The 21,258-nt window shown below is 70.3% G+C and carries 18 protein-coding genes; 10 read left to right on the forward strand and 8 right to left on the reverse strand.

The genetic code is table 11. From position 1 onward, the window contains the following. The first annotated feature begins 38 nt into the window (after positions 1 to 38). A complete protein-coding gene (locus RM479_RS00505; protein ID WP_274812699.1) occupies positions 39 to 971 on the forward strand; it encodes a glycine betaine ABC transporter substrate-binding protein in 933 nt (310 codons plus the stop codon). 97 nt (positions 972 to 1,068) lie between these two features. On the opposite strand, the gene RM479_RS00510 is transcribed toward RM479_RS00505, so the two are convergent. Together RM479_RS00510 and RM479_RS00515 are read right to left on the reverse strand one after the other, a co-directional pair. Continuing rightward, positions 1,069 to 1,683: a rhomboid family intramembrane serine protease gene (locus RM479_RS00510; protein WP_311509667.1), complete on the reverse strand. Its 615-nt coding sequence runs from the start codon at positions 1,681 to 1,683 to the stop codon at positions 1,069 to 1,071. Between the two features lie 193 nt (positions 1,684 to 1,876). Next, entirely contained in the window at positions 1,877 to 2,350 is a 474-nt protein-coding gene (locus RM479_RS00515) for a hypothetical protein (RefSeq protein ID WP_274812697.1), read from the reverse strand. A 672-nt stretch (positions 2,351 to 3,022) separates the two neighbouring features. Between RM479_RS00515 and RM479_RS00520 the strand changes: the two genes are divergently transcribed. The 6 genes from RM479_RS00520 (at position 3,023) to RM479_RS00545 (ending at position 13,156) form a co-directional block, all read left to right on the forward strand. Next, complete coding sequence (locus RM479_RS00520; protein WP_311509669.1) at positions 3,023 to 4,717, forward strand: ABC transporter family substrate-binding protein; 1,695 nt, start codon at positions 3,023 to 3,025, stop codon at positions 4,715 to 4,717. Between the two features lie 170 nt (positions 4,718 to 4,887). Continuing rightward, positions 4,888 to 5,898 carry an ABC transporter permease gene (locus tag RM479_RS00525; RefSeq protein ID WP_274812695.1) on the forward strand — a complete coding sequence of 337 codons (1,011 nt, stop codon included), beginning with the start codon at positions 4,888 to 4,890 and terminating at the stop codon, positions 5,896 to 5,898. A 19-nt stretch (positions 5,899 to 5,917) separates the two neighbouring features. Next, positions 5,918 to 6,826, forward strand: coding sequence for an ABC transporter permease (locus RM479_RS00530; RefSeq protein ID WP_311510398.1), 909 nt, complete (start codon positions 5,918 to 5,920; stop codon positions 6,824 to 6,826). Beyond that, positions 6,823 to 8,997: an ABC transporter ATP-binding protein gene (locus tag RM479_RS00535; RefSeq protein ID WP_311509670.1), complete on the forward strand. Its 2,175-nt coding sequence runs from the start codon at positions 6,823 to 6,825 to the stop codon at positions 8,995 to 8,997. Before RM479_RS00530 ends, RM479_RS00535 begins: the two co-directional genes overlap by 4 nt. 281 nt (positions 8,998 to 9,278) lie before the next feature. Then, on the forward strand, positions 9,279 to 10,868 hold the full coding sequence (dacB, locus tag RM479_RS00540) for a D-alanyl-D-alanine carboxypeptidase/D-alanyl-D-alanine endopeptidase (protein ID WP_397220977.1): 1,590 nt from the start codon (positions 9,279 to 9,281) through the stop codon (positions 10,866 to 10,868). 287 nt (positions 10,869 to 11,155) lie between these two features. Next, positions 11,156 to 13,156, forward strand: a complete 2,001-nt coding sequence (locus tag RM479_RS00545; RefSeq protein ID WP_311509671.1) for an ABC1 kinase family protein — start codon at positions 11,156 to 11,158, stop codon at positions 13,154 to 13,156. Between the two features lie 53 nt (positions 13,157 to 13,209). On the opposite strand, the gene RM479_RS00550 is transcribed toward RM479_RS00545, so the two are convergent. Then, positions 13,210 to 13,761, reverse strand: a complete 552-nt coding sequence (locus RM479_RS00550; RefSeq protein ID WP_311509672.1) for a TIGR03086 family metal-binding protein — start codon at positions 13,759 to 13,761, stop codon at positions 13,210 to 13,212. Positions 13,762 to 14,248: 487 nt separating this feature from the next. Here RM479_RS00550 and RM479_RS00555 point away from each other — a divergent pair, with 487 nt between their 5' ends. Then, positions 14,249 to 15,076 (forward strand): helix-turn-helix transcriptional regulator, encoded by an 828-nt coding sequence (locus RM479_RS00555; protein ID WP_311509673.1) that lies wholly within the window; start codon positions 14,249 to 14,251, stop codon positions 15,074 to 15,076. Here RM479_RS00555 and RM479_RS00560 read toward each other — a convergent pair. Then, positions 15,024 to 15,542 carry a TetR/AcrR family transcriptional regulator gene (locus RM479_RS00560; protein WP_311509674.1) on the reverse strand — a complete coding sequence of 173 codons (519 nt, stop codon included), beginning with the start codon at positions 15,540 to 15,542 and terminating at the stop codon, positions 15,024 to 15,026. The genes RM479_RS00555 and RM479_RS00560 overlap by 53 nt on opposite strands. Before the next feature lie 131 nt (positions 15,543 to 15,673). Continuing rightward, positions 15,674 to 15,997, reverse strand: a complete 324-nt coding sequence (locus tag RM479_RS00565) for a DMT family transporter (protein ID WP_311509676.1) — start codon at positions 15,995 to 15,997, stop codon at positions 15,674 to 15,676. Positions 15,998 to 16,264: 267 nt separating this feature from the next. On the opposite strand from RM479_RS00565, the gene RM479_RS00570 reads away from it, so the two are divergent. Further along, positions 16,265 to 17,560: a L,D-transpeptidase gene (locus tag RM479_RS00570; protein ID WP_311509677.1), complete on the forward strand. Its 1,296-nt coding sequence runs from the start codon at positions 16,265 to 16,267 to the stop codon at positions 17,558 to 17,560. Between the two features lie 198 nt (positions 17,561 to 17,758). Here RM479_RS00570 and RM479_RS00575 read toward each other — a convergent pair whose 3' ends face one another. After that, positions 17,759 to 18,400, reverse strand: a complete 642-nt coding sequence (locus RM479_RS00575) for a TetR/AcrR family transcriptional regulator (protein ID WP_311509678.1) — start codon at positions 18,398 to 18,400, stop codon at positions 17,759 to 17,761. A gap of 330 nt (positions 18,401 to 18,730) precedes the next feature. Next, on the reverse strand, positions 18,731 to 19,990 hold the full coding sequence (locus tag RM479_RS00580) for a hypothetical protein (protein ID WP_311509680.1): 1,260 nt from the start codon (positions 19,988 to 19,990) through the stop codon (positions 18,731 to 18,733). Between the two features lie 286 nt (positions 19,991 to 20,276). On the opposite strand from RM479_RS00580, the gene RM479_RS00585 reads away from it, so the two are divergent. Continuing rightward, positions 20,277 to 20,525, forward strand: a complete 249-nt coding sequence (locus tag RM479_RS00585) for an SDR family NAD(P)-dependent oxidoreductase (protein WP_311509681.1) — start codon at positions 20,277 to 20,279, stop codon at positions 20,523 to 20,525. A 362-nt stretch (positions 20,526 to 20,887) separates the two neighbouring features. Here RM479_RS00585 and RM479_RS00590 read toward each other — a convergent pair whose 3' ends face one another. Then, positions 20,888 to 21,130 (reverse strand): hypothetical protein, encoded by a 243-nt coding sequence (locus RM479_RS00590; RefSeq protein WP_311509682.1) that lies wholly within the window; start codon positions 21,128 to 21,130, stop codon positions 20,888 to 20,890. Positions 21,131 to 21,258 lie beyond the last annotated feature (128 nt).

Raw genomic sequence — 21,258 nt, forward strand, 5'->3', positions numbered from 1 at the left:
CCGCCGGACCGGAAGTCCCCTAGGGAAGGAATCCCACGATGTACACCCGCAAGCGCACCACCGCGCTGTCCGCCGCCGGCATGAGCGCCGCCCTCCTCCTCACCGCCTGTGGCGGTGGGGACCAGGACCTGACGGGGCCCGCCGAGGGCGAGGGCGGCGGTGACGCCCAGGAGGTCAACATCGCCCTGATCGCCTGGGAGGAGGCCATCGCCACCACCGCCATGTGGCAGGTCATCCTGGAGGAGAAGGGCTACGACGTCACGGTCACCGACGTCGACGTCGCCCCGATGTACCAGGGCGCCGCCAACGGCGACGTGGACCTGTTCCTCGACACCTGGCTGCCGGTGACCCACGCCGACTACTGGGAGGACTACGGCGACCAGCTGGAGGACCTCGGTGCCTGGTACGACAACGCCAGGCTGACCATCACGGTCCCCTCCTACGTGGAGGACGTGGACTCCATCGCCGACCTTGAGGGCCGCGCCGACGACTTCGGCGGCCGTATCGTCGGCATCGACCCGGGCGCCGGCCTGACCCGGGTCACCAAGGAGGAGGCGATGCCGGGCTACGGCCTGGACGGCGACTACGAGCTGATCGAGTCCTCCACCGCGGCCATGCTGGCGGAGCTGGACTCGGCGATCGCCGAGGAGGAGCCGATCGTCGTCACCCTGTGGCGTCCGCACCCGGCCTACGCCAAGCACGACCTGAAGGACCTGGAGGACCCCGAGGGCCTCATGGGCGACGCCGAGACCATCCACGCGGTGGGCCGCTCCGGGTTCACCGAGGACTACCCGGACCTGGCCGGCTGGCTGGAGACGTGGGAGATGACCGACGACGAGCTGGCCTCGCTGGAGGCGCTCACCCTGGACGAGTACGAGGACCCGCAGGAGGGCGCTCGCGTCTGGCTCCAGGACAACACCGACTTCCTGGAGCGCACCCTGGGCGAGGACGCCGAGGGCCTGGAGTTCTAGGACGTCCTCCGAGCACGGTCGCGTCGCGCACGCCGACCGCCGGGGGACATGGGGAAGGGGCCGCTCCGCACGGGAGGGCCCCTTCGTCGTCGACGGGTCAGGGTGCGTGATAGCCGCCCTGGGCTCCGGGCTTCCACTGCTCGATCGGGCGTCGCCGTTCGCGCTTGGGCAGCAGGTAGGCCGCCAGCAGACCGCCGAGGAAACCGAACAGGTGGGCCTGCCACGACACACCGGGATACTGGGGCAGGACACCCCAGATCATCGTGCCGTAGAAGAGCACCACGCAGATCATGATGACGATGTCGATGGTCTTGCGCTCGATGATGCCGCGCAGCACCGTGTAGCCGAAATAGCCGAAGACCAGGCCGCTGGCGCCCACGGTGATGGAGGGCGGCGCGGTGAAGAACCACACGCCCACGCCGCTGACGACCGTGATGATCAGTGTGGTGAGCAGGAAGCGGGACAGGCCGCTGAAGGCGACGAGCGCTCCCAGGACGAGGAACGGCAGCGAGTTGCCGATGAGGTGCTGGAAGTTGCCGTGCATGAACGGGGCGGTGAGCACGGTCCACGGCTCCCCGAGGTCCCAGGAGGACAGGCCGTACCGGTGGTCGAGCCTCCCTCCGAACAGCAGGAAGTCGAGGATCTCGAAGACCCACATGGCCGCGAGCATTCCCGCTACGGTCAGGATGGCGGTGATTCTGGACTGCGTCACGCAATCGAGGGTAGAGGACCCGGGCTTGCGAGGGTATGTCCGTGGGCCGTGTGGTGCGGATTCGGCTGATGTGGCCTGAGAAGTCTGACTACCTACCGTGGTGTCATGAATTTTCGGTCGGACCGTTACGGGAGTGAACGGGGTGACCCGGACCGTCGTGGAGCCGCGTCCGGAGCCCCGCCCACCGGGGGCCTCAGGAGGCCAGTGAGCGCTTGCGCGGGGGGATGCCCGCCATCGCCATGAACGACTCGACCTTGGCCGGGCTGGTCATTCCGGTCAGTGGCAGGTAGGTGCGCGAGGTCCGGCGGCTCCGGAGCGAGGGGAAGCGCTTGGGGCGGCCGGCGGTGTCGCACAGGCCCAGGGAGCGCACTCCGCCGGGCAGCAGGTAGTAGGAGCCGATGTCGCCGAAGGGAACGCTGACCTCGTACGCGCCGCGCCGGTAGTGGAACTCTCCGTCGGAGATCTCCAGCACGGGCGCCTTGATGAGGTGGCCGTGCACGGCGAGTCCCACGCCGAGGAGGACGAGGAGCAGACCGAGCGTGATGTTGGCCCAGTGGGCGGGGTCCATCACGATCGCCACGGCGCCCAGCGCGGCCAGGAGGTAGCCGGACCACAGCTCCGCGTGCTTGCGTCCCGAAGGGCAGACCAGACGCACTGTTTGGGACACGGCAGAGGCCTCTCTCGCGGTGGCTGGGTGGATGACGGAGGTCGCCGCTGTCGACTTTATCGGCTCTCCGAGGGTGCCCACGGTGGTTTCGGACACCTCGACGAAGGGTCCTCCACGCGGCGGCTCCGCCGCCCCCTGGGCCTTTGGAGGGCATTGGGGCTCTTTGTCTTTTTATCATCACATCATCCCATGTTTTGTGGTCGAACCACTGGCTTCGGAGATGCTGCGGCCCACCTCGGTCGTTACCGACCCCCATCGATTCGATGCGCTGTTTGTGTTCTTATGTCCGTTTTTCTGGAGTAATCACTCCAGGGCTGTGCGTGATCAAACATTGTTTACTTTTGGGTAAACACCGTTGACTGCAAAGTCATTGTGTTGGCGCATTTCTGGCGTGTCCGAATCACCGGGCGTGAAGGTGTCCCGCCCGCGCCTCCCTGGCCTGCGCGAACATTGACGGCTCCGGCTTGTTACCGGTGTGTTGACCCGCGATGTCGACGCCCGGGGTCGATGAGCGCGAACCGGTTGCGGATGGGTCACGAATCCGGCATTAGGGCTATACAGACATTTCACTCGATGGTCTTCTAAACGACTAATCGCCTAAGTTCGGTGGGGACTGCGCGAAGCATCCCTCCCCCCGCCGAAGGTTCGTATTAGTGATCAAGGGTGTGACTGATGCAGATTCGTAAGAAAATGCTGGGGGCTGCGGCCGTCGGTGTTTCGGCGGTGCTCGCTCTGGGTGCCTGTTCCCCCCCGCAGGACGAGGGCAACGGCGGTGGCGGCGAGAACTCGGTCACCTGGATCGTCAACCAGCCCGGTGGCGCCTGGAACCACAACTCCAACGAGGGTGGCTCCGTCTACGTCATCCAGATGCTCCACGGCGTCCTCCCGGTGCCCGGCTTCTGGAGCCCCGAGGGCCAGTGGGAGTGGAACACCGACCTCATCGTCAACACCCCGGAGCTGATCGAGGGCGACCAGATCTCCTGGGAGTACCAGATCAACCCGGACGCCAACTGGAGCGACGGCGAGCCGATCAGCGCCGAGGACTTCATCTGGCAGTGGAAGATGACCAGCGGTGACGACGAGATCTGCGCCGAGGGCTGCAACTCGCGCGGTTCCACCCTGGGATCGCTCATCGAGAGCGTCGAGGGCTCGGACGACGGCAAGACCGTCACCGTCACCCTGAAGGAGGACGCCCAGTTCCCCGGGTGGTTCACCTTCGGTGCCGACGGCTTCTACCCGGCCCACGTCGCGGTGGCCGAGGGCATCGACCTCGACACCCCCGAGGGCATGCTGGAGTCCTCGCACTTCTTCAACGACGCGCCGCTGACGATCTCTGGCGCCGAGTACATCTTCGACGGCACCCCCGAGCTCGACGGCCGCACCGTCAAGGTCGCCAACGAGGAGTACTGGGGCGACACCCCCGACATCGGGGAGATCATCCTTGAGGTCAACACCGAAGAGGGCAGCTGGGTTCCCGCCCTCACCAACGGTGAGGTCCAGGGCGCCGCGCCGGCCTCCTGGTCCGACGACGTCATCACCCAGCTCGAAGGCCTGGAGAACATCGAGTTCGGTGTCGACTCCGGCGGCAGCTGGGAGCACCTCGACGTCAACATGAACAACGAGGCGCTCCAGGACGAGGCCCTGCGCCACGCCATCTTCAACGCGATCGACGTCCAGAACATCGCGGACCGCACCTACGGCGAGAAGTTCCCCGACATCACGCCGCGGACCAACCACGTCTTCTCCACCAGCAGTGAGTTCCACCAGGACACCATCACCGAGCACGGTCACGGTGCCGGCGACGCCGACGCCGCCCTGGAACTCCTGGAGGAGGCCGGCTACGAGCTCAACGGCGACACCCTGGAGCTGGACGGCGAGGCCGTCCCCGCGCTCCGCCTGCGCTACACCGCCGGTCACGTCGCCCGCGAGATCATCTCCGAGCTGATCCAGGCCGACCTGTCCGAGATCGGCATCACCGCCGAGATCGAGACCACCGACGACCTGGGCGGCACCCTCGCCGAGGCCGACTACGACCTCATGCTCTTCGGCTGGAGCACCACGCCGGACTTCTACGGCTCCCCGCACCAGTACTGGCACAGCGAGAGCGGCAGCAACTTCGGCGGCCTGGACGTCGAAGAGGTCGACACCCTGGTGGACCGGACCATGAACTCCTCCAGCCCGGAGGAGTCCGCCGAGTACGCCAACGAGGCCGCCGCCCTGGTCGCCGAGCAGGCCTACGTCCTGCCCATCGTGGACACCCCGGCGTTCTACTTCTACGACACCGCCTACATCGACGGTGTCACGGACAACAACGCCCAGTCCCGTCGGGCCCTGTGGAACCAGCACGAGTGGACCGCGGTCAACTAGCGGCCCCATCGGACCACTCCGCTCCCCTCAGGACGAGGGAAGGCGACCCCTGATCCCCGTGCCCGCGGCATCGCGCGGCACGGGGGTCGGGGCGGGACCCCGCCCGGCCGGACCATCGGTCGGGCGGGGTCCCCTTCCCGGGTCCGGAGCGTTCAACGAAGGACCTTCCCATGCTCGTATACACCGCGCGTCGCCTCGCCGTGGCGATCCCAGTACTCCTGGCGGCGTCGGTTCTCGTCTTCCTCATGGTGGACCTCAGCGGGGACCCTCTGGCGGATCTGCGGCTGCAACAGCCGCCGCCCAGCGAAGAGGTCATGGCCGCCGCCGAGGCCAGGTACTACCTCGACCGGTCGACCCCGGAACGGTACTGGCTGTGGATGACGGGGATCGGAGGCAACGGTGACATCGGCCTGCTCCAGGGCGAGTTCGGCCCCTCCGTCCGTGGCGGCGCCTTCGACATCGGTGAGCAACTGGCGTCGAGCATCACCGTCACCCTGCGCCTGGTCACCGCCGCCATCATCGCCGCCCTCGGGCTGGCGATCCTCTCCGGCGTCGTCAGCGCCATGCGGCAGTACTCCAAGCTCGACTACACCCTGACCTTCATCGGCTTCCTCGCCCTGGCCATGCCGACCTTCTGGCTGGGCGCGTTGATCAAGGAGGGCGGCCTGTGGTTCAACCAGACCACGGGCACCGGCTTCTTCTACACCATCGGCGCCAACTCGGCCCGGGTGAGCAACATGACCAACTGGGAGTACTTCCTCGACTCGGCCGGTCACCTCGTGCTCCCCACCGTCACCCTGATGCTCACCAGCTTCGCCTCGTGGAGCCGCTACCAGCGCACCTCCATGCTGGAGGTGCTCAACAGCGACTACGTGCGCCTGGCCCGGGCCAAGGGCGTGCCCAACCGCGTGGTGGTGCGCCGCCACGCCCTGCGCACCGCGCTCATCCCCCTGGTCACGGTCGCGACCATCGGCGTCGTGGGCATCATCGAGGGCGTCGTCATCACCGAGACGATCTTCCAATGGCGCGGCCTCGGTTACTTCTTCATCGAGGCGGTCAAGACCAATGACGCCTTCGCGGTCATGTCCTGGCTCATGTTGAGCGGCACGCTCGTGGTGCTCGCCAGCCTCGTCGCCGACATCCTGTACGGCGTTCTCGACCCGAGGATCCGTTATGAGTGAAATGCAGAGCCGTATCGCGATGAGCGGTGGAGGCCCGGAGAACCCCGAACAGCCGGTCGCGAAGGGCGGGGACCTCACCCAGATCCAGATCATCTGGCGTCGTTTCCGCAGGCACCGGGCCGCGATGATCAGCCTGGTCCTGCTCGCGCTGATCACGGCCTTCGCCTTCCTGGGCCCCTTCGTCTGGCAGTGGGGCCACACCGTCAACTCCGACATCCCCAGCAACGCCGGTCCCAGCTGGGATCACCCCTTCGGCACCACCAAGCAGGGCAACGACGTGTTCGCGCAGACCATGCGCGGCGCCCAGCAGTCCCTCAAGGTGGCCCTCACCGTCGCGGTGCTCTCCACCGTGGTCGGCGCCACCTGGGGCGCCGTCGCCGGTTACTACCGGGGCCGGGTCGACGCGATCATGATGCGGATCGCCGACATCTTCCTCATCATCCCGCTCATCGTCGCCGTGGCCTCGATCAACGGCAACGTGCGGGGCGGCGCCACCTGGTACGCGGTGGCGCTCATCATGTGCCTGTTCTCGTGGGCGACGATCGCCCGCGTCGTCCGCGGCGTGGTGCTCTCCCTGCGCGAGCAGGAGTTCATCGAGGCGGCCCGCGCGGCCGGCGCCAAGGCGTCCCGGATCATCTTCCGACACCTGCTGCCCAACGCCGCCGGCCCCATCATCGTCGCCGCCACCCTGCTCATCGCGGTGGCGGTCCTCACGGAGGCGGGACTGTCCTTCATCGGGTTCGGCATCCAACCGCCGGACATCTCCCTCGGGAAGATGGTGGAGGGCGCGCGCACCGCCGCCTTCACCCGACCATGGCTGTTCTATCCGCCCGGCGTGCTGATCGTCCTCATCTGCCTGACGATCAACTTCATCGGTGACGGCCTGCGGGACGCCCTCGACCCACGACAGACGATGGTGCGGCGATGACCACGACGGAGAACATCAACGACGGCGCTTCGACGGCCGTCGACAAGGACAAGGACATCGTCCTGGACGTCCAGGACCTCAACGTCACCTTCTCCTCGGAGGACGGCCCTTTGCAGGCCGTGCGCGGGGTCTCCTACCAGGTGCGCAGGGGAGAGGCCCTGGGCATCGTCGGCGAGTCCGGCTCGGGCAAGTCGGTCACCTCCATGGCGATCATGGGTCTGTTGCCCAAGACCGCGAAGGTGACCGGCTCGGCCCGGGTGCTCGGTCAGGAGCTCATCGGCCTCAACGACGCCCAGATCAGCAAGGTGCGCGGCGAGAAGATCGCCATGATCTTCCAGGACCCGCTCACCTCGCTGAACCCGGTGTACACCATCGGTTACCAGATCGCCGAGGCGATCCTCACCCACCGCAAGGTGACCAAGCAGCAGGCCCGGGAGCGGGCGATCGAGCTGCTGGACAAGGTGGGCATCCCCCACCCCGACCGACGTGTCGACCAGTACCCGCACGAGCTCTCCGGCGGTATGCGTCAGCGGGTCGTCATCGCCATCGCGATGGCCAACGACCCCGACGTCATCATCGCCGACGAGCCCACCACCGCTCTGGACGTGACGGTCCAGGCCCAGGTGCTGGAGGCCTTGGAGGCGGCGCGCCAGGAGACCGGCGCCGCCCTGGTGCTGATCACCCACGACCTCGGCGTCGTGGCCGGGCACGTGGACCGGGTGGCCGTGATGTACGCGGGCCGTCTGGTGGAGACCGGGACGGTCGAGGACGTCTTCTACCGCCCCCGGATGCCCTACGCCCTGGGGCTCCTGGGCTCGCTTCCGCGTATGGACGAGGCGCGCGGCGAGAAGCTCACCCCCATCCTGGGGACGCCGCCGTCGCTGCTCGACCTGCCGCGGGGCTGCGGGTTCGCACCGCGCTGCCCGATGGCCGAGGCCCTCTGCCACGCGGAGGAACCGGTCCTCAAGGAGGCGGTCGACGCGGAGGAGACCGACCCTCACCACCGTCACATGGCCGCCTGCCACTTCGGCGAGCGACTGGTGGACGTGCGGCCCGACGACCTCTTCCGACCCACGTCCCGCGACGCGGAGGCGCCTGCGGAGGCCGTCGAGGCGGAGAGCACCGAGACGCCGGCCCAACGCGGGGGGGAGCACACGGCGTCGTCCGAGGTGCTGCTCTCCGCGGTCGACCTGGTGAAGAACTTCCCGATCCGCTCCAAGGGCATCCTGCGGCGCAAGATCGGTGAGGTCCAGGCGGTCTCCGGGATCTCCCTGGAGTTGCGCGAGCACGAGACCCTCGCCCTCGTCGGCGAGTCCGGGTGCGGCAAGTCCACGACGGCCCGGCTCCTGCTCCAGCTCATCCGGCAGACGTCGGGCGAGGTCACCTACATGGGACAGCCGCTGCACACGCTCAGCGACGCCCAGATGCGGCCGCTCCGACGCGACCTGCAACTGGTGTTCCAGGACCCGTTCGCGTCCCTGGACCCGCGCATGACGGTCACCGACATCATCGCCGAGCCCATGCAGATCCACGGGCAGGGCAGGACCGCCAAGACGCGGGTCAAGGAGCTGCTGGAACTGGTCGGGCTCAACCCCGAGCACGGTTCCCGCTACCCGCACGAGTTCTCCGGCGGTCAGCGCCAGCGCATCGGCATCGCCCGGGCGCTGTCGCTCAACCCGAAGGTGCTCATCCTCGACGAGCCCGTGTCGGCGTTGGACGTGTCCATCCAGGCCGGTGTGATCAACCTGCTGGAGGACCTCCAGGACGAACTGGGGCTGTCGTACCTGTTCGTCTCGCACGACCTCTCGGTGGTCCGGCACATCGCCGACCGGGTGGCCGTGATGTACCTCGGCAAGGTGATGGAGACGGGTACGACGGAGGAGCTGTTCGCCGCCCCCGCCCACCCGTACACCCAGGCCCTCATCTCGGCGATCCCGCTGCCGGACCCGGTCAAGGAGCGGACCCGCGAGCGGATCGTGGTGACCGGTGACGTGCCCAGCCCGGCCGATCCCCCCTCGGGGTGCCGGTTCCGGACACGGTGCCCGAAGTTCGCGAACGAACTGGACGACGCGCGGCGGAACCTGTGCGTGGAGGAGCCCCCCGAACTGCTGGACCGGGGGACGGGCCACCGCGACGCCTGCCACTACTCCCAGGTGGTGGAGCTGATCTGACCCGGACACGGCACCGTTCCCGGGTCTGTTCGGGCCGGCAACGGCGCCTTCGGGTCATCCGTGGTGTCGGGAAGGGGGACCTTCCCGACACCACGCTCCGTTGGGCCGGAGAGGCCGGCGCGGTGTCCGATTGTGGCCTCTTTTCGTCTCTGCTGAAAATTTTTGGGGTTTCTGACCTGCTGTGGGATGAAAGAACGTTTCGCACGTTCGGCGTGTGCGTGGCGACCCACGGTGAGGTTCGGTTAGGTTCGTGATCTTCCGTCCGAGCCGTTGGGAGATCCATGAGAACCCCTGCCCCCCTCGCGTGCGCGCGACGCCGGTGGACCGCGGTGGCCGTCGCCGCGCTGATGCCGGTCACCGTGTTCGCCGCCCCCGCCCACGCGGACCCGGCCGCCGAGGCGGCCGACCTGCGGGCCGACCTCGACACGCTCCTGGCCGACCCCTCGGTGGCGGACTCCGGGGTGGTCGTCCTCGACCCGGTGACGGGTGAGGAGCTGTACTCCCGTGACGCCGACTCGCCGTTCGTCCCCGCCTCCAACATGAAGCTGTTCACGGCCGCCGCCGCCCTGGAGGTCCTGGGCCCGGACCACACGTTCGGTACCGAGGTGGTCATCCCCGCCCATCGCGGGAAGCCGCGCACGGTGCAGGACGTCTACCTCGTCGGCGGGGGCGACCCGACCCTCTCCGCCGCGGACATCGACGCCCTGGCGGCCGACGTCGCCGCCGCCGGTGTCAAGGTCGTCAAGGGCGACGTGTACGCCGACGACACCTGGTTCGACGACGAGCGCCTGGTCGACGACTGGTGGCCAGAGGACGAGCCCTACGCCTACTCGGCGCAGATCTCCGCGCTCACCGTCGCCCACGGGGAGCGCTACGACACCGGCGTCACCGAGGTCACCGTCACGGCCGCCGCCCAGGGCGCCGCCCCCACGGTCGACCTGGGCGCCGCCGAGGGCTACATGGAACTGGACAACCGGGCCACCACCGGCGCGGCCGGCAGCGGCAACACCCTCGTGGTCGACCGCCCCGTCGGTACCAACACCATCGTGGTGAGCGGATCCGTTCCGCAGGGCGCCGCCCCGATCGCGGTCCTGCGCACCGTGGACGAACCCGCCGGACTGGCCGGGCACCTGTTCGAGCGGGCGCTGGAGGAGCACGGGGTCACGGTGCGCGGCGGGGTCGAGCAGGGCGAGGTGCCCGACGACCTGCGCACGAGGGTCGTCGCCGACCACACCTCGCCGGACCTGGCCGAGATCTTCGTGCCGTACATGAAGTTCAGCAACAACGGCCACGCCGAGATGCTGGTCAAGTCCATCGGTCGGGAGACCGCCGACCAGGGCACCTGGGCGGCCGGACGGGTCGGGGTCGAGGAGGCCGTGGCCGGCCTGGGCGTGGACACCTCGGGCGTGGTGTTCCACGACGGTTCCGGGCTGTCCCGTACCGACCGTGTGACGGCGAACGCGGTCGTCGACCTGTTGGCGAGCACGCGCGACGCCGACTGGTACCCGGTGTGGGCGTCGGCGCTGCCGGTGGCCGGTATCGAGGACCCCTTCACGGGGGGCACGCTGCGCGCCCGCATGGTGGGCACCGCCGCCCAGGGAACGGTCACGGCCAAGACGGGCACGATGAGCGGTGTCAGCGCCCTGTCCGGGTACGTGGCGGCGCCCGGTGGCGGCGACGGTCTGGTCTTCTCGATCGTCAACAACGACCACACGGGCCCGGCGCCCCTCGCCGTGCAGAACGCGATCGCGGTCCGGCTGGCGGAGCACCTGGGGCACACGGCGCCGGTGGGCACGCTCGCGCAGGGCGCCCGCGTCCAGGAGAACCCCGAGAGCGGTGAGCTGGAGTGCTCGTGGGAGCTGACCTGCTGATCCACGGGTGATCGAGGGCCGGGATCCGTGCGGGATCCCGGCCCTTCCCGTGTCACCGGTGGTTTTCCACAGGCCGTGACCGGCGCTGTCGCGCGGAGGGCGGACCTGGCAGGCTGGAAATCCGAAGCGGAGGACGCCGGGAACGTCGTGGACGTCATGGGTGTCGCGGGTGCGCGACGCCGGGGATCCTCCCGCCCGACAGCCGTCCCCGAGCCACCGTCCCGACCGCCGCCGACGCCCCCGCCCGGCACCTGCTGGAAAGCGAGTTCTCGACCGTGTACCTCGCCATGGTCTACGTGGGAGAGGGGATCCTCCAACTCTTCTCCCTGCTGCTCTTCGTCGCCCTGTTGATCGGCCTGGGCCTGCTGGCCAGCCGGATGATGGGCGTCCCCTTCAGCCTGCCGCGCCTGGTCCTGTCCGGGCTGGTCGGACTGTTCCTGGGGTCGGCCGCGGCGGCGCTGCTGTACTACGGCTCCCTCGAACGGTTGGCGCAGGAGGTCCCCGTCACGGCACCGGGGCCGGAGTACGTCAGCGTGACCATGCTGATGTCGGCCGCCGTGGCGCTGCTCGCCTTCGTCGGGCTGGAACTGGCCGTCCCGCGCGGCACCCGACCTCGACCGGTGCACGCGGTGCGGGCGGTGTTCGACTGGTTCGGCCGGGTGCGCCGCTACCGCCAGATCATGTGGATCCTGGCCCGGCGGGGCCTGTGGGGCTACGTCTCCGGGCGCAAGGAGGACGGCGAGGACACCTCCACCCAGCGCCGCCTGGCCCGATCACTGGCCCGCTCCCTGGAGGAGGCCGGGGTGGTGTTCGTCAAGCTGGGCCAGGTGCTGGCCACCCGACGCGACCTGCTCCCACCGGTGTTCGTCGAGGAACTGGGGCGGCTCCACAGCGAGGTGGCCCCGGTTCCGGCCGAGCGGATCCGTGACGCGGTCGAACGGGAACTGGGCCGCCCGGTGGACGACGTCTTCACCGACTTCTCCGACGAGCCGCTGGCCGCCGCGTCCATCGCCCAGGCGCACACCGCGCGCCTGGTCGACGGGGAGGAGGTGGTGGTCAAGGTGCAGCGGCCCGGGATCGCCCCGCTCGTCCACCGCGACCTGGACATCATCCGCCGCCTGGCCGCGCGCTTCGACGAGTACACCGACTGGGGGCCGGCCATCGGCGTGGTGGACCTGGCCGAGGGGTTCGCCGAGGCGCTGGTGGAAGAGCTGGACTTCGAGGTGGAGGCGGCCAACATCGCCGCCGTCGCCGAGGCCGCCCACGACTCCCCGGTGCGCATCCCCCGGGTGTACGACGCCTACACCAGCAGGGGGGTGCTGGTGATGGAACGGCTCCACGGCGTCTCCATCGGCTTCGTCGACCCCGCCGACGTCGACGGTGAGGAGATCGCCCGGGTCCTGCTGAACTGCCTGCTCGAACAGGTGATGATCAGCGGCATCTTCCACGCCGACCCGCACCCCGGCAACATCATGGTGCTCGACGAGGGAGGGGTGGGTCTGCTCGACTACGGGTCGGTGGGGCGCCTGGACGGCCAGACCCGGGAGGCGTTGCGGCTCATGCTGATGGCCTTGGACCGTCGCGACGCGGTCCTGCTCACCGACACCCTCCTCGACGTGGTCACCGACCCAGAGGGGGTGGACGGAGAGCGGTTGCGCCGGGCGCTGGGCCAGTTCATGGCGCGCCACCTCCAGGCCGGGATGACCGCGAGCATGCGGATGTTCACCGAACTGCTGCTCATCGTCACCCGGTTCGGGCTCACCCTTCCGGCGGAGCTGGCGGCGGTCTTCCGGGCCCTGGCCACCCTGGAGGGCACCCTGGTGCACCTGTCGCCGGGGTTCGACACCGTCGCCGAGGCCAAGCGGTTCGCCGGGGACCGGATGTCGGAACAGCTGCGTGGTGAGGCGCTGCGCGACCTGGCGGCGGATGAGATCATCGCCCTGCTGCCCACCCTGCGCCGGCTGCCGCGGCGGTTGGACCGGATCACCGACCAGCTGCACAAGGGCAGGTTCACCGTGCAGGTGCGTCCGTTCGCCCATCCGGACGACCGCAGGCTCATCGGTGATCTGGCCCAGCGGGCGATCCTCACCGTGCTGGCGGTGGCCACCGGACTGATGTCGGTGGGGTTGTTCAACGTCACCGACGGGCCCGACGTGGTGTGGTCGCAGATGTCCGCGCGAGCCCAGCTCCTCAACGGCGCCGCGTGGCTGCTGCTGGTGGTGGCCGCCCTGTTGGTGCTCCGCCTGCTGGTCGGGGTGGCCCGGGACGGTGTCCGCCGTCGACCATGATCGGAGCCGCCCCGTCCCGAGGGCCGTCGCCTCCTCGGGCGGGGGCGGAACGCTCACCAGCTGCGGCGGCCGAGGAAGGCGAGCAGACGGGTCTGCTCGTCGGCGTCGCCGGGCGGGGTGAGTTCGGGGCCGCACACCCCGTCGCCGCGCAGCGCGTCCCCGAACGCGGCGGTCGCCTCACGGGCCCATCGCACGTCATCGGGGTCCAGCCGCTCGTCCCCTCCGGTGGCGCGGGCCAGATCCCACCGGTGCACGATCAGGTCGAAGTTCAAGAACCGGTCGACGGCCTCGGCGAACGTGGTGCGGCCGAAGAACCCGTCGAATGCGGTGCCGGCCCGCTCGGGATCGGCGAGATCGGCCAGGACCACGGCCCGCGCGGCGTCCCAGGAGGCCACCGGGTCATCGGCGGCCTTCGGGACGTCCCCGAGTTCCCGGCCGACCAGACCGAGGAACATGCCCTGGGTGTCCACGACGTGGCCGACCACCTCACGGGCGGTCCAGTCCGGACACGGCGAGGGCGACGACCAGCGTTCTTCCGGGACCGTCGCCACCACGGCGGCGAAGGCGTCGGACAGGCGGGAGTAGCGCGCGGCGATGTCGTTCACGACGAAGTTCCTGATTCGTTCGCAAGCGGTTCCAGCAAGCCCCGCTGAAGGACCGCTGGACTGATCAAGGGACAGGTTTCGTGGCGGTCACGTGGGCACCTGAGATGTCTTTCGGGTGCCGTTGAGCCCTCATCCTGTCGGGCCGGCGGCGCGCCGTCTTGAAGGAAAACGACATCCGCGTCCGAGCCGTACGCGGGCGGGGGACGCCCGGGGGCGATCCGCCGTGAAACGACATCCGGGCTCGGACCGAGCGCCGTCGAGGGGAGGCCCCGGAGGCGGGCCACGCGGTACGACCTTCGGCGTTCATGCCGTGGGTGGGCCGGGCGGACCGTCGTGCAACGCCCTCCGCGTCCGGGTGGAGTCCCGTCGATCGGGCGTTCCGGAGACGGACCGCGCCGACGACCTCCGCGATCGGACGGAGCGCCGGAGCCCCGGCGGATCGTTCGCGGGTCGGCGGAGTGTCGGGACCGTCGATCACACTGGGGTGATGGACCTACGACCCGTCGAAGAGGACGCGCGCGGGATCATCGACCCGGCCACCGGGCTCGCCCGGTTCCGGTTGGACCGCCATCCCCCCTCTCCCGCGCTCGCCCGGTTCGTGGACCGCCACTGGGTGGCGACCTGGGATCTCACCGGGCGGGAGCCGTTCACCCAGCGGGTCCTGGCCCACCCGGTGGTGAACCTCGTGTTCACCGCCGGCACGGCGACCGTGCACGGGCCGGCCGCGGGACCGGTCGGCCGACGTCTCGACGGTCGGGGGTGGGCACTGGGGGTGATGTTCCGGCCCGCCGGGTTCCGGCCGTTCGCCGACCGCCCGTTGCACGCGCTGATCGACACCTCGCTGCCTGCGGGGGAGGCGTTGCCCGGTGGGGAGGAACTCGAACGGGCGGTCCGCGACCTCGACCCCGGGGACCCCGACGCCGTGGCGCCGCTCCTGGCCCGGGTCGAGGACTTCCTGGCCGCCCTGGCGCCCGCCGACCCCCACCCCGCGGAGGGGACCCGCGACATCGTGGAGCGGGTGGCGGCCGACCCGACGACCCTCGGGGTGGCGGACCTGGCCGCACGCGAGGGGCTCGGCGTCCGGCTGTTGCAGCGCCGGTTCGCCGACCACGTCGGGCCGGGCCCCAAGTCGGTCATCCGCCGCTACCGCTTCTACGAGGCGGCCGAACGGGCACGCCGGGGCACACCGCCCGACTGGGGCCGGTTGGCCGCCGAACTCGGATTCAGCGACCAGGCCCATCTGACGCGGGAGTTCACCGCGCTCATCGGGGTCCCGCCGGGCCGTTACGCCGCACGGGCACGAGCCGGACGATGATCCGGTGCACCTCCTTGACCCCGGGCGGGGGGTCCTCGACGCATCCGCGCAGGAACAGGCCGTCGATGGCTGCCGCGACCCCCGCGCGATCGGCCGGGTCGGCCAGCCGCGGGGTGAGGAAGGCGTCCACGGCCCGGTTCCAGCGATCGATCTCCGGGCGCAGCGCCGGACGGCGGGCGGCCATCAGGAAGAGTTCGCATTCGGCCATCAGGTGCGCCCGTCCCGAGCCGCGGCGCGCGATGATCCCGGCCAGACCGCGCAACGCCTCGTCCGGGTCGTCGGACAGGGCCTCCAACGCCGTGACGTAGGAATCGTTGACCCGGGTGAGGGTGGCCACCAACAGGTCGTCGATCGAGGCGTAGTGGTAGGTGACGGCGCTGGGCGGGACCCCCGCCTCCGCCGCCACCCGGCGTTGACTGACCGCGGCGACGCCCTCGCGTTCGATCACCCGCATGGTGGCGTCCACGAGCAACCCCCTGCGTCGTTCGCCCTTGATCCTGCGCCCGTCCGTGGTGCCCGGCTCCCCGCGTCGGCCCGTGGTGCCCGGCTCCCCGCGTCGGCCCGTGGTGCCCGACTCCCCGCGCCCGTCGTTCGTGCTCAGTGTCGGCCTCCCATCTCCAGTGCCATCACACCTCCGATGATGAGGGCGATACCGCCGATCTGGACCCAGGTGAGCGACTCGGAGAAGAGCAGGACGCCGATGACCGCGACCAGGGCGATGCCGACCGCCGCCCACACCCCGTAGGCCACACCCAGGTCCATGCCCCGGGTCAGTGCCCGGCTCAGCATGAGGAAGGCACCGACGTAGCCGACGACCACGATCACCGACGGCAGGGGCCGGGTGAACCCCTCGGAGAGTTTGAGCGACGTCGTGGCGATCACCTCGGAGATGATCGCCCCGGCCAGCCACAACCACGGCATGATGCCTCCCGAAAAACCTGACCGAATGATCCATATTCTAGGTTCGCGGATACCCCTCGTACAGGGCGGTTTACGGGTGGCCCTAATCTCGTAACAGGCGGGTTCGGGCCTGCGCCCCCAGGGTGTATCGTCGTCGGTTCCGGCCTGGCATCCCCCTCCGGATAACCGTCCCGTACCGATGTGTGGGATTTCAGAACCTTTTCCGCACATGCGCGTCTTAAGTGGCGTAGAGACATGGCGTTCGAGGTGAAACATGGAGGTCCAGACGTGACGGGCAGGACCCACCCGTCGGCGATCCGCCGATTCGGCATCGGACTGGTGACGCTCGCGCTCGCGGCAACCGCCTGTACTTCCGGTGGAGCCGAGACGCAGAGCAACAGCACCGATCCGGCCGTCGACGTCGACTCCGCGGCGCTCACCATCACCCCCGAGACCGGGACCGAGGCCATCGCGCCCAACACCCCCATCACGGTCAACGCCGAGAACGGCACCATCTCCGACGTCAAGGTCGACCAGGTCGTGGCCGACGAGGCCGCCACCGAGGGCGACGACGCTCCCCTTTACGAGATGACCGGAACCCTCAACGGCGACGGCACCGAATGGGTCAGTGACTGGAACCTGAAGCCCGGCGCCGAGGTCACGGTCACCGCCACCGCCGAGAACGAGGCCGGCGAGACCACCGAACTGGTCCAGGAGTTCACCACCGAGGCGGCCGTCCCCGGGCGCCGTCTGGAGCTGACCCACAACTTCCCGACCACGGGCCAGACCGTGGGTGTGGGCATGCCGATCATCATCGGCTTCGACATGCCGGTCACCAACAAGGCCCAGGTCGAGAACTCCATCAAGGTCGTCTCCGAGCAGGGCGTCGCCGGATCGTGGCGCTGGCCGGACGACAAGACCGCGGCGTTCCGGCCCGAGGAGTACTGGGACCCGTACCAGCAGATCAGCGTCGAACTCCACCTGGCCGGGGTCGAGGCCTCCGAGGGCGTCTACGGCGTGAGCGACCACAAGATCGACTTCGAGGTCGGCCGCGAGCTGATCGTCACGATGAACGTGCCCGACCACGAGGCGGTCGTCACGGTCGACGGCGAGCACGAGCGCACCATCCCGGTGAGCAACGGCAAGGCCGCCCGCAACTTCGACACCACGAGCAGTGGCGTCCACGTGCTCATGGAGCGCTACGAGCACCTGACGATGGACTCCAGCACGGTCGGCATCCCCGAGGGGACCCCGGGTTCCTACAAGGTCGACGTGCAGTACGCCGTTCGCACCTCCAACAGCGGCGAGTTCTTCCACGAGGCGTCCTACAACGGCAACATCGGCAGCGCCAACACCTCCAACGGGTGCACCAACATGCGGATGGACGACGCCAAGTGGTTCTTCGACAACACCCTGATGGGCGACGTCGTGGACACCACCGGTACCGCCCGCGTCAAGGAGTGGTACAACGGCTGGGGTTACTGGCAGCTGAGCTGGGACGAGTGGCTCTCCGAGAGCGCCACCGGTGAGCCCCAGCTGACCGACGGTTCCGGCACCCCCGGTTCCGTCCACGGCGAGCAGTAGGCCGGACCGCACGCTCGAACGCCGAAGGGCGCCGGGAACCGCAGGGTTCCCGGCGCCCTTCGGCGTTCTCCCGGGGCCGACACGGATCCCGGTCTCCACCGTCGGCCGGGCGCTCCCATCGAGGGGCCACCGGAGCCGGGGAGGGCGCCGGGCGGGTCGGAACGGAGCCGGGACGCCGGAGCGGGGGCGGTCGCGGGTTCACCCCTCCTGGGACAGGCGGGCGACGAGCGCGTCTATGACCAGCCCGGTCACCTCGGCCATGTCGACCGCCTCGGGGTCCAGCAGCCACTGCACCTGGAGGCCGTCCATCACGGCGATGACGGCGGCGGCCGCCGCGCCCGCCGCCGAGCGGCCGTCGGGTCCCGGAGCCCCGGCGGCCCCCCGGTGCTCCGGGTCCAGCCGGTCCAGGACCGCGCCCTCGATATCGCGGCGCAGGATCGTGTAGCGGTCCCGGAACCAGTCCTGGGCCGGGTGGTTCTCGGTGGCGCTCTCGGCCGAGAGCACCGCGTAGAGCTGGGTGGTCCCGGGGCGCTCGGAGTTGCGCTCGGCGGTGGTCACCAGGTGGTCGAGCATCGGGCCGCCCTCGGGCGCCGGCTCGGTGTCGTCGCGCAGTTCCAGGACGGCGGTGAGCAGGCCGGTCTTGGAGCCGAAGTGGTGCAGCACGCCCGCCGGCGTGATGTCGAGCATCGCCGCGATGTCGGCGAGGGAGGTGTTGTGGAACCCCTGGGTGGCGAACACCTCGGCGGCGGTGCGCAGGATCTGGTCACGTCGGTTGACCCGCCGTCGCGGTGCCGGTGGCGCGGTGTTCCGCGTGTCCGGCACGGGGGGCGTCTCGCTCATCGCTGCTCTCCACTTCTCACACCCGTCGTCGGGCACCCACGGCCGGGGGCGGGGCCGTTCGGTCCACGGTATCGAGCGCTCTTCGGCCTCCTCTCACCCAAGGAACATCGAGCATTCCACCCTCGCCCGTGAGGGGCGTGGACCATGGGGGCGGGAGTATGTCACCTCGGACCTTCGACGACCCGTGAACCGACCCTCGACCGGGGGACGGCGTCGGCCGCGTGCCGCGTGCGGCGTCAGGTCGGAGGTCGACCTGACCCGGGGCGGCGCGTCGGCGTCGGCCGGCCGGTGGGTCGGACCCGTCGGAGAAGCCACCGCGCATCCTCGCGGTCAGACGTCGGAGGCGCAGTCCGGCACCGCGCAGGGGGCGATCCCGTCGGGGCCGATGGCGGGAGGGCCCGGCCGCGCGATCGCGTCCGTGGTTGCCGGTAGAGCGAGCTTCGGAACCTCCTCGGGGTCCCTCTCGGGCCCGTCTCCCGGAGCCGTGTCCGGGCAGGCCGCGTCACCGCAGGAGAGCAGGACCAGCCGCATCGAATCGGGGCCGTCCACCTCGACGGTGACCGAGGACGGCGGGTCGGCGGCGGGCACCGCCCGCGTGCATCCCGGATCGGCGCAGGTGATCAGCGTGACCTCGGCGCCTCGGTCCTGTGCGGTGACCTCGAAGGAGCCCGCGCCGTCGGTGGTCACGTCCAGGCCCCCGGAGGTCGTCGCCGTCCTCTTCCCACAGGAGTCCGACGTCGGGCACACCCGCAGGTACAGCGTGGAACCCTCCTCGGCGGGGCCGGTCCGCCAGTGGGCGTTCACGAGGTGATCGCCCACCCGGGCGGTCGTCCGCGCGTCACCGTCCGGGGCCGCAAGGTCCACCTCGAAGAGGTGCTCCGAACCGTCCGCCGCCTCGATGTGCACGGTCGTCCGGTCGTCGGTGTCGACGGGGGCGGAGATCCCCGTGCTCCAGGCGACCCCGGACACCGCCATCGTTCCCAGGAGCAGCGCCACCGGAACGGGGGCCGTGATCGAGGGGCTCGTATCGGTGTGCTCGGGGACGCGGATCCGGGACGGCAGACCGACCAGGAGAGCCCGGAACCGGCGGGGCGTCAGGGTCTCCGGTAGGACCCGCCGCACGGCGCCGCCGGTGACCACGGCGATCGGCACCGCCGACAGGAGGGCGGGCAGCAGGGGGAGCAGCGGTACGGCGGCCGAGAGCACGACCCACGGGGCCGGGGCGAGCACCACGGCCGCGACCGGGACGGCGAGCACCGTGAGCCAGGCCAGCGTGACCGGGGCGGCGCGCAACGCCCCGCGGCGGACCCCGTCCGGATCCGCACGCCGCCCCAGGAGGGCGGCCGCGGTCACCGACAGGGCGGCGTTGACGGAGATCGGCGCACCGGCCACGAACGCGATCACGGCCAGCGCCGGGAGCGTCGGGGAGACGGCGGTCCCGGTCGCCGCGCCCGCCGACAGCGCCGCGCCGGCCGCGGCGGTCGCCAGCGCGGCCGGGAGGAGCGGCGGCACCACGGCGGTGATCAGATCGCCGAGCACGGCGGACGGTCGAAGACGACGTCCGTTCCCGACGTCGGTGCGACCGTCCATGGCGTTCCCCTCACTCGTGACCCGTTGGAAGATTACACACGCCCTCCGTGATCGCGACAGCGCCCGAGGTCACGATCATCCGGTCACCCGGTCCACGGGTCGGGGAGCCGGGACCCCCACCCCGTCCCCCGGCCCGCACGGGGCCGCTCCGGGACGGAACGCGGGAGTCCCTCCGGTGTCCTCCCCCCAGCCTGCACCCTCGCGCCCGGAACGACAGTGGTACCGCCGGTACCAGGCTGACCGGTGCTCTCACCCCCGGGCGGGCGGCGGCCCCGCCCTGGCGGACGTGAGCGAGACGAACCTGAGGATCGCCCTGGTCAGCGGGGCGAACAAGGGCATCGGATTCCAGAGCGCGCGGCTGTCGGGACCGAAGGGCATGACCCTGCCGGTGGGGTCCCGGGACATCGGACGCGGAACCGGGGCGGTGCGCGCCCTGGAGAAGGAGGGTGTCGACGCGCGCCCGCTGGAGGTGGACGTGACCGACCGCACGGACGTCCGGGCGGCCCGTGCCCCGGGTGGTGGACGTGTCCAGTGAGGTCGGCACGATGACCGACCCGGAGAGCCCGTTCCACGGCATGGCCATGGGCGCCCCGTACCCGGTCTCCAAGGCCGCCCTCGACATGGTCACCGCGCTGTACGCCGGGGGCGCTCGCCGGAAGCGGGGCCAAGGTCGACGCCGCCGACCCCGGCTACTGCGCCACCGACCTCAACGGGTACTCCGGAACGCGCACCGCGGCACAGGGCGCACGGGTGAGTCCGCACCCGGCGACCCTGTCCGAGGACGGGCCCGCCGGTGTGCTGTGGGGGCACCTGGCGGTGGCGTCGGACCCGGACGCCCACGGGGTGCTCCCCTGGTGAGGGACCGGCCCGGGGCGCGGGCCCCGGACCGGAACCGGGTCACCAGGCCCGGACGCCGCCGACCGGTGCGGGCAGGCGTTCGTTCAGCCAGGTCCAGGTGCCGTCGTTCTCGGTGAAGCGACGCTGGACCCGCGCCACGTCCGTCAGGGGGTTGGCGAACACCTCGCGCCAGTCCCCGGCCGCGCGCTCCTCCAGGTAGAGGCTGCGCGCGTCGGTGCGCATGCGCACCGCCTGAACGGTATGGGAGGAGCCGTCGCTGAGTTTGATGCGGTAATAGGCCATCGGAATTCCCCGAATGTGGTTCGTCCTCATCGAAAAGGAAGAACGGTGCGTCCCGGAACGGTGGAGGGCGCATTCTGCCGCGCGCCGATGATCGGTTTCCCGAAGCGGGCGATGGGTCGCGTGCGCGG

Source organism: Nocardiopsis lambiniae, assembly GCF_031845465.1.
GTDB classification, from domain to species: domain Bacteria; phylum Actinomycetota; class Actinomycetes; order Streptosporangiales; family Streptosporangiaceae; genus Nocardiopsis; species Nocardiopsis lambiniae.

What these genes read in the sequence shown, in the direction of transcription:
- RM479_RS00505 (WP_274812699.1), top strand. Translation starts at nt 39, where the DNA reads ATGTACACCCGCAAGCGCACCACCGCGCTGTCCGCCGCCGGCATGAGC.
- RM479_RS00520 (WP_311509669.1), top strand. Translation starts at nt 3,023, where the DNA reads ATGCAGATTCGTAAGAAAATGCTGGGGGCTGCGGCCGTCGGTGTTTCG.
- RM479_RS00525 (WP_274812695.1), top strand. Translation starts at nt 4,888, where the DNA reads ATGCTCGTATACACCGCGCGTCGCCTCGCCGTGGCGATCCCAGTACTC.
- RM479_RS00530 (WP_311510398.1), top strand. Translation starts at nt 5,918, where the DNA reads ATGAGCGGTGGAGGCCCGGAGAACCCCGAACAGCCGGTCGCGAAGGGC.
- RM479_RS00535 (WP_311509670.1), top strand. Translation starts at nt 6,823, where the DNA reads ATGACCACGACGGAGAACATCAACGACGGCGCTTCGACGGCCGTCGAC.
- dacB (WP_397220977.1), top strand. Translation starts at nt 9,279, where the DNA reads ATGAGAACCCCTGCCCCCCTCGCGTGCGCGCGACGCCGGTGGACCGCG.
- RM479_RS00545 (WP_311509671.1), top strand. Translation starts at nt 11,156, where the DNA reads ATGGTCTACGTGGGAGAGGGGATCCTCCAACTCTTCTCCCTGCTGCTC.
- RM479_RS00555 (WP_311509673.1), top strand. Translation starts at nt 14,249, where the DNA reads ATGGACCTACGACCCGTCGAAGAGGACGCGCGCGGGATCATCGACCCG.
- RM479_RS00565 (WP_311509676.1), bottom strand. Translation starts at nt 15,997, where the DNA reads ATGCCGTGGTTGTGGCTGGCCGGGGCGATCATCTCCGAGGTGATCGCC.
- RM479_RS00575 (WP_311509678.1), bottom strand. Translation starts at nt 18,400, where the DNA reads ATGAGCGAGACGCCCCCCGTGCCGGACACGCGGAACACCGCGCCACCG.
- RM479_RS00580 (WP_311509680.1), bottom strand. Translation starts at nt 19,990, where the DNA reads ATGGACGGTCGCACCGACGTCGGGAACGGACGTCGTCTTCGACCGTCC.
- RM479_RS00590 (WP_311509682.1), bottom strand. Translation starts at nt 21,130, where the DNA reads ATGGCCTATTACCGCATCAAACTCAGCGACGGCTCCTCCCATACCGTT.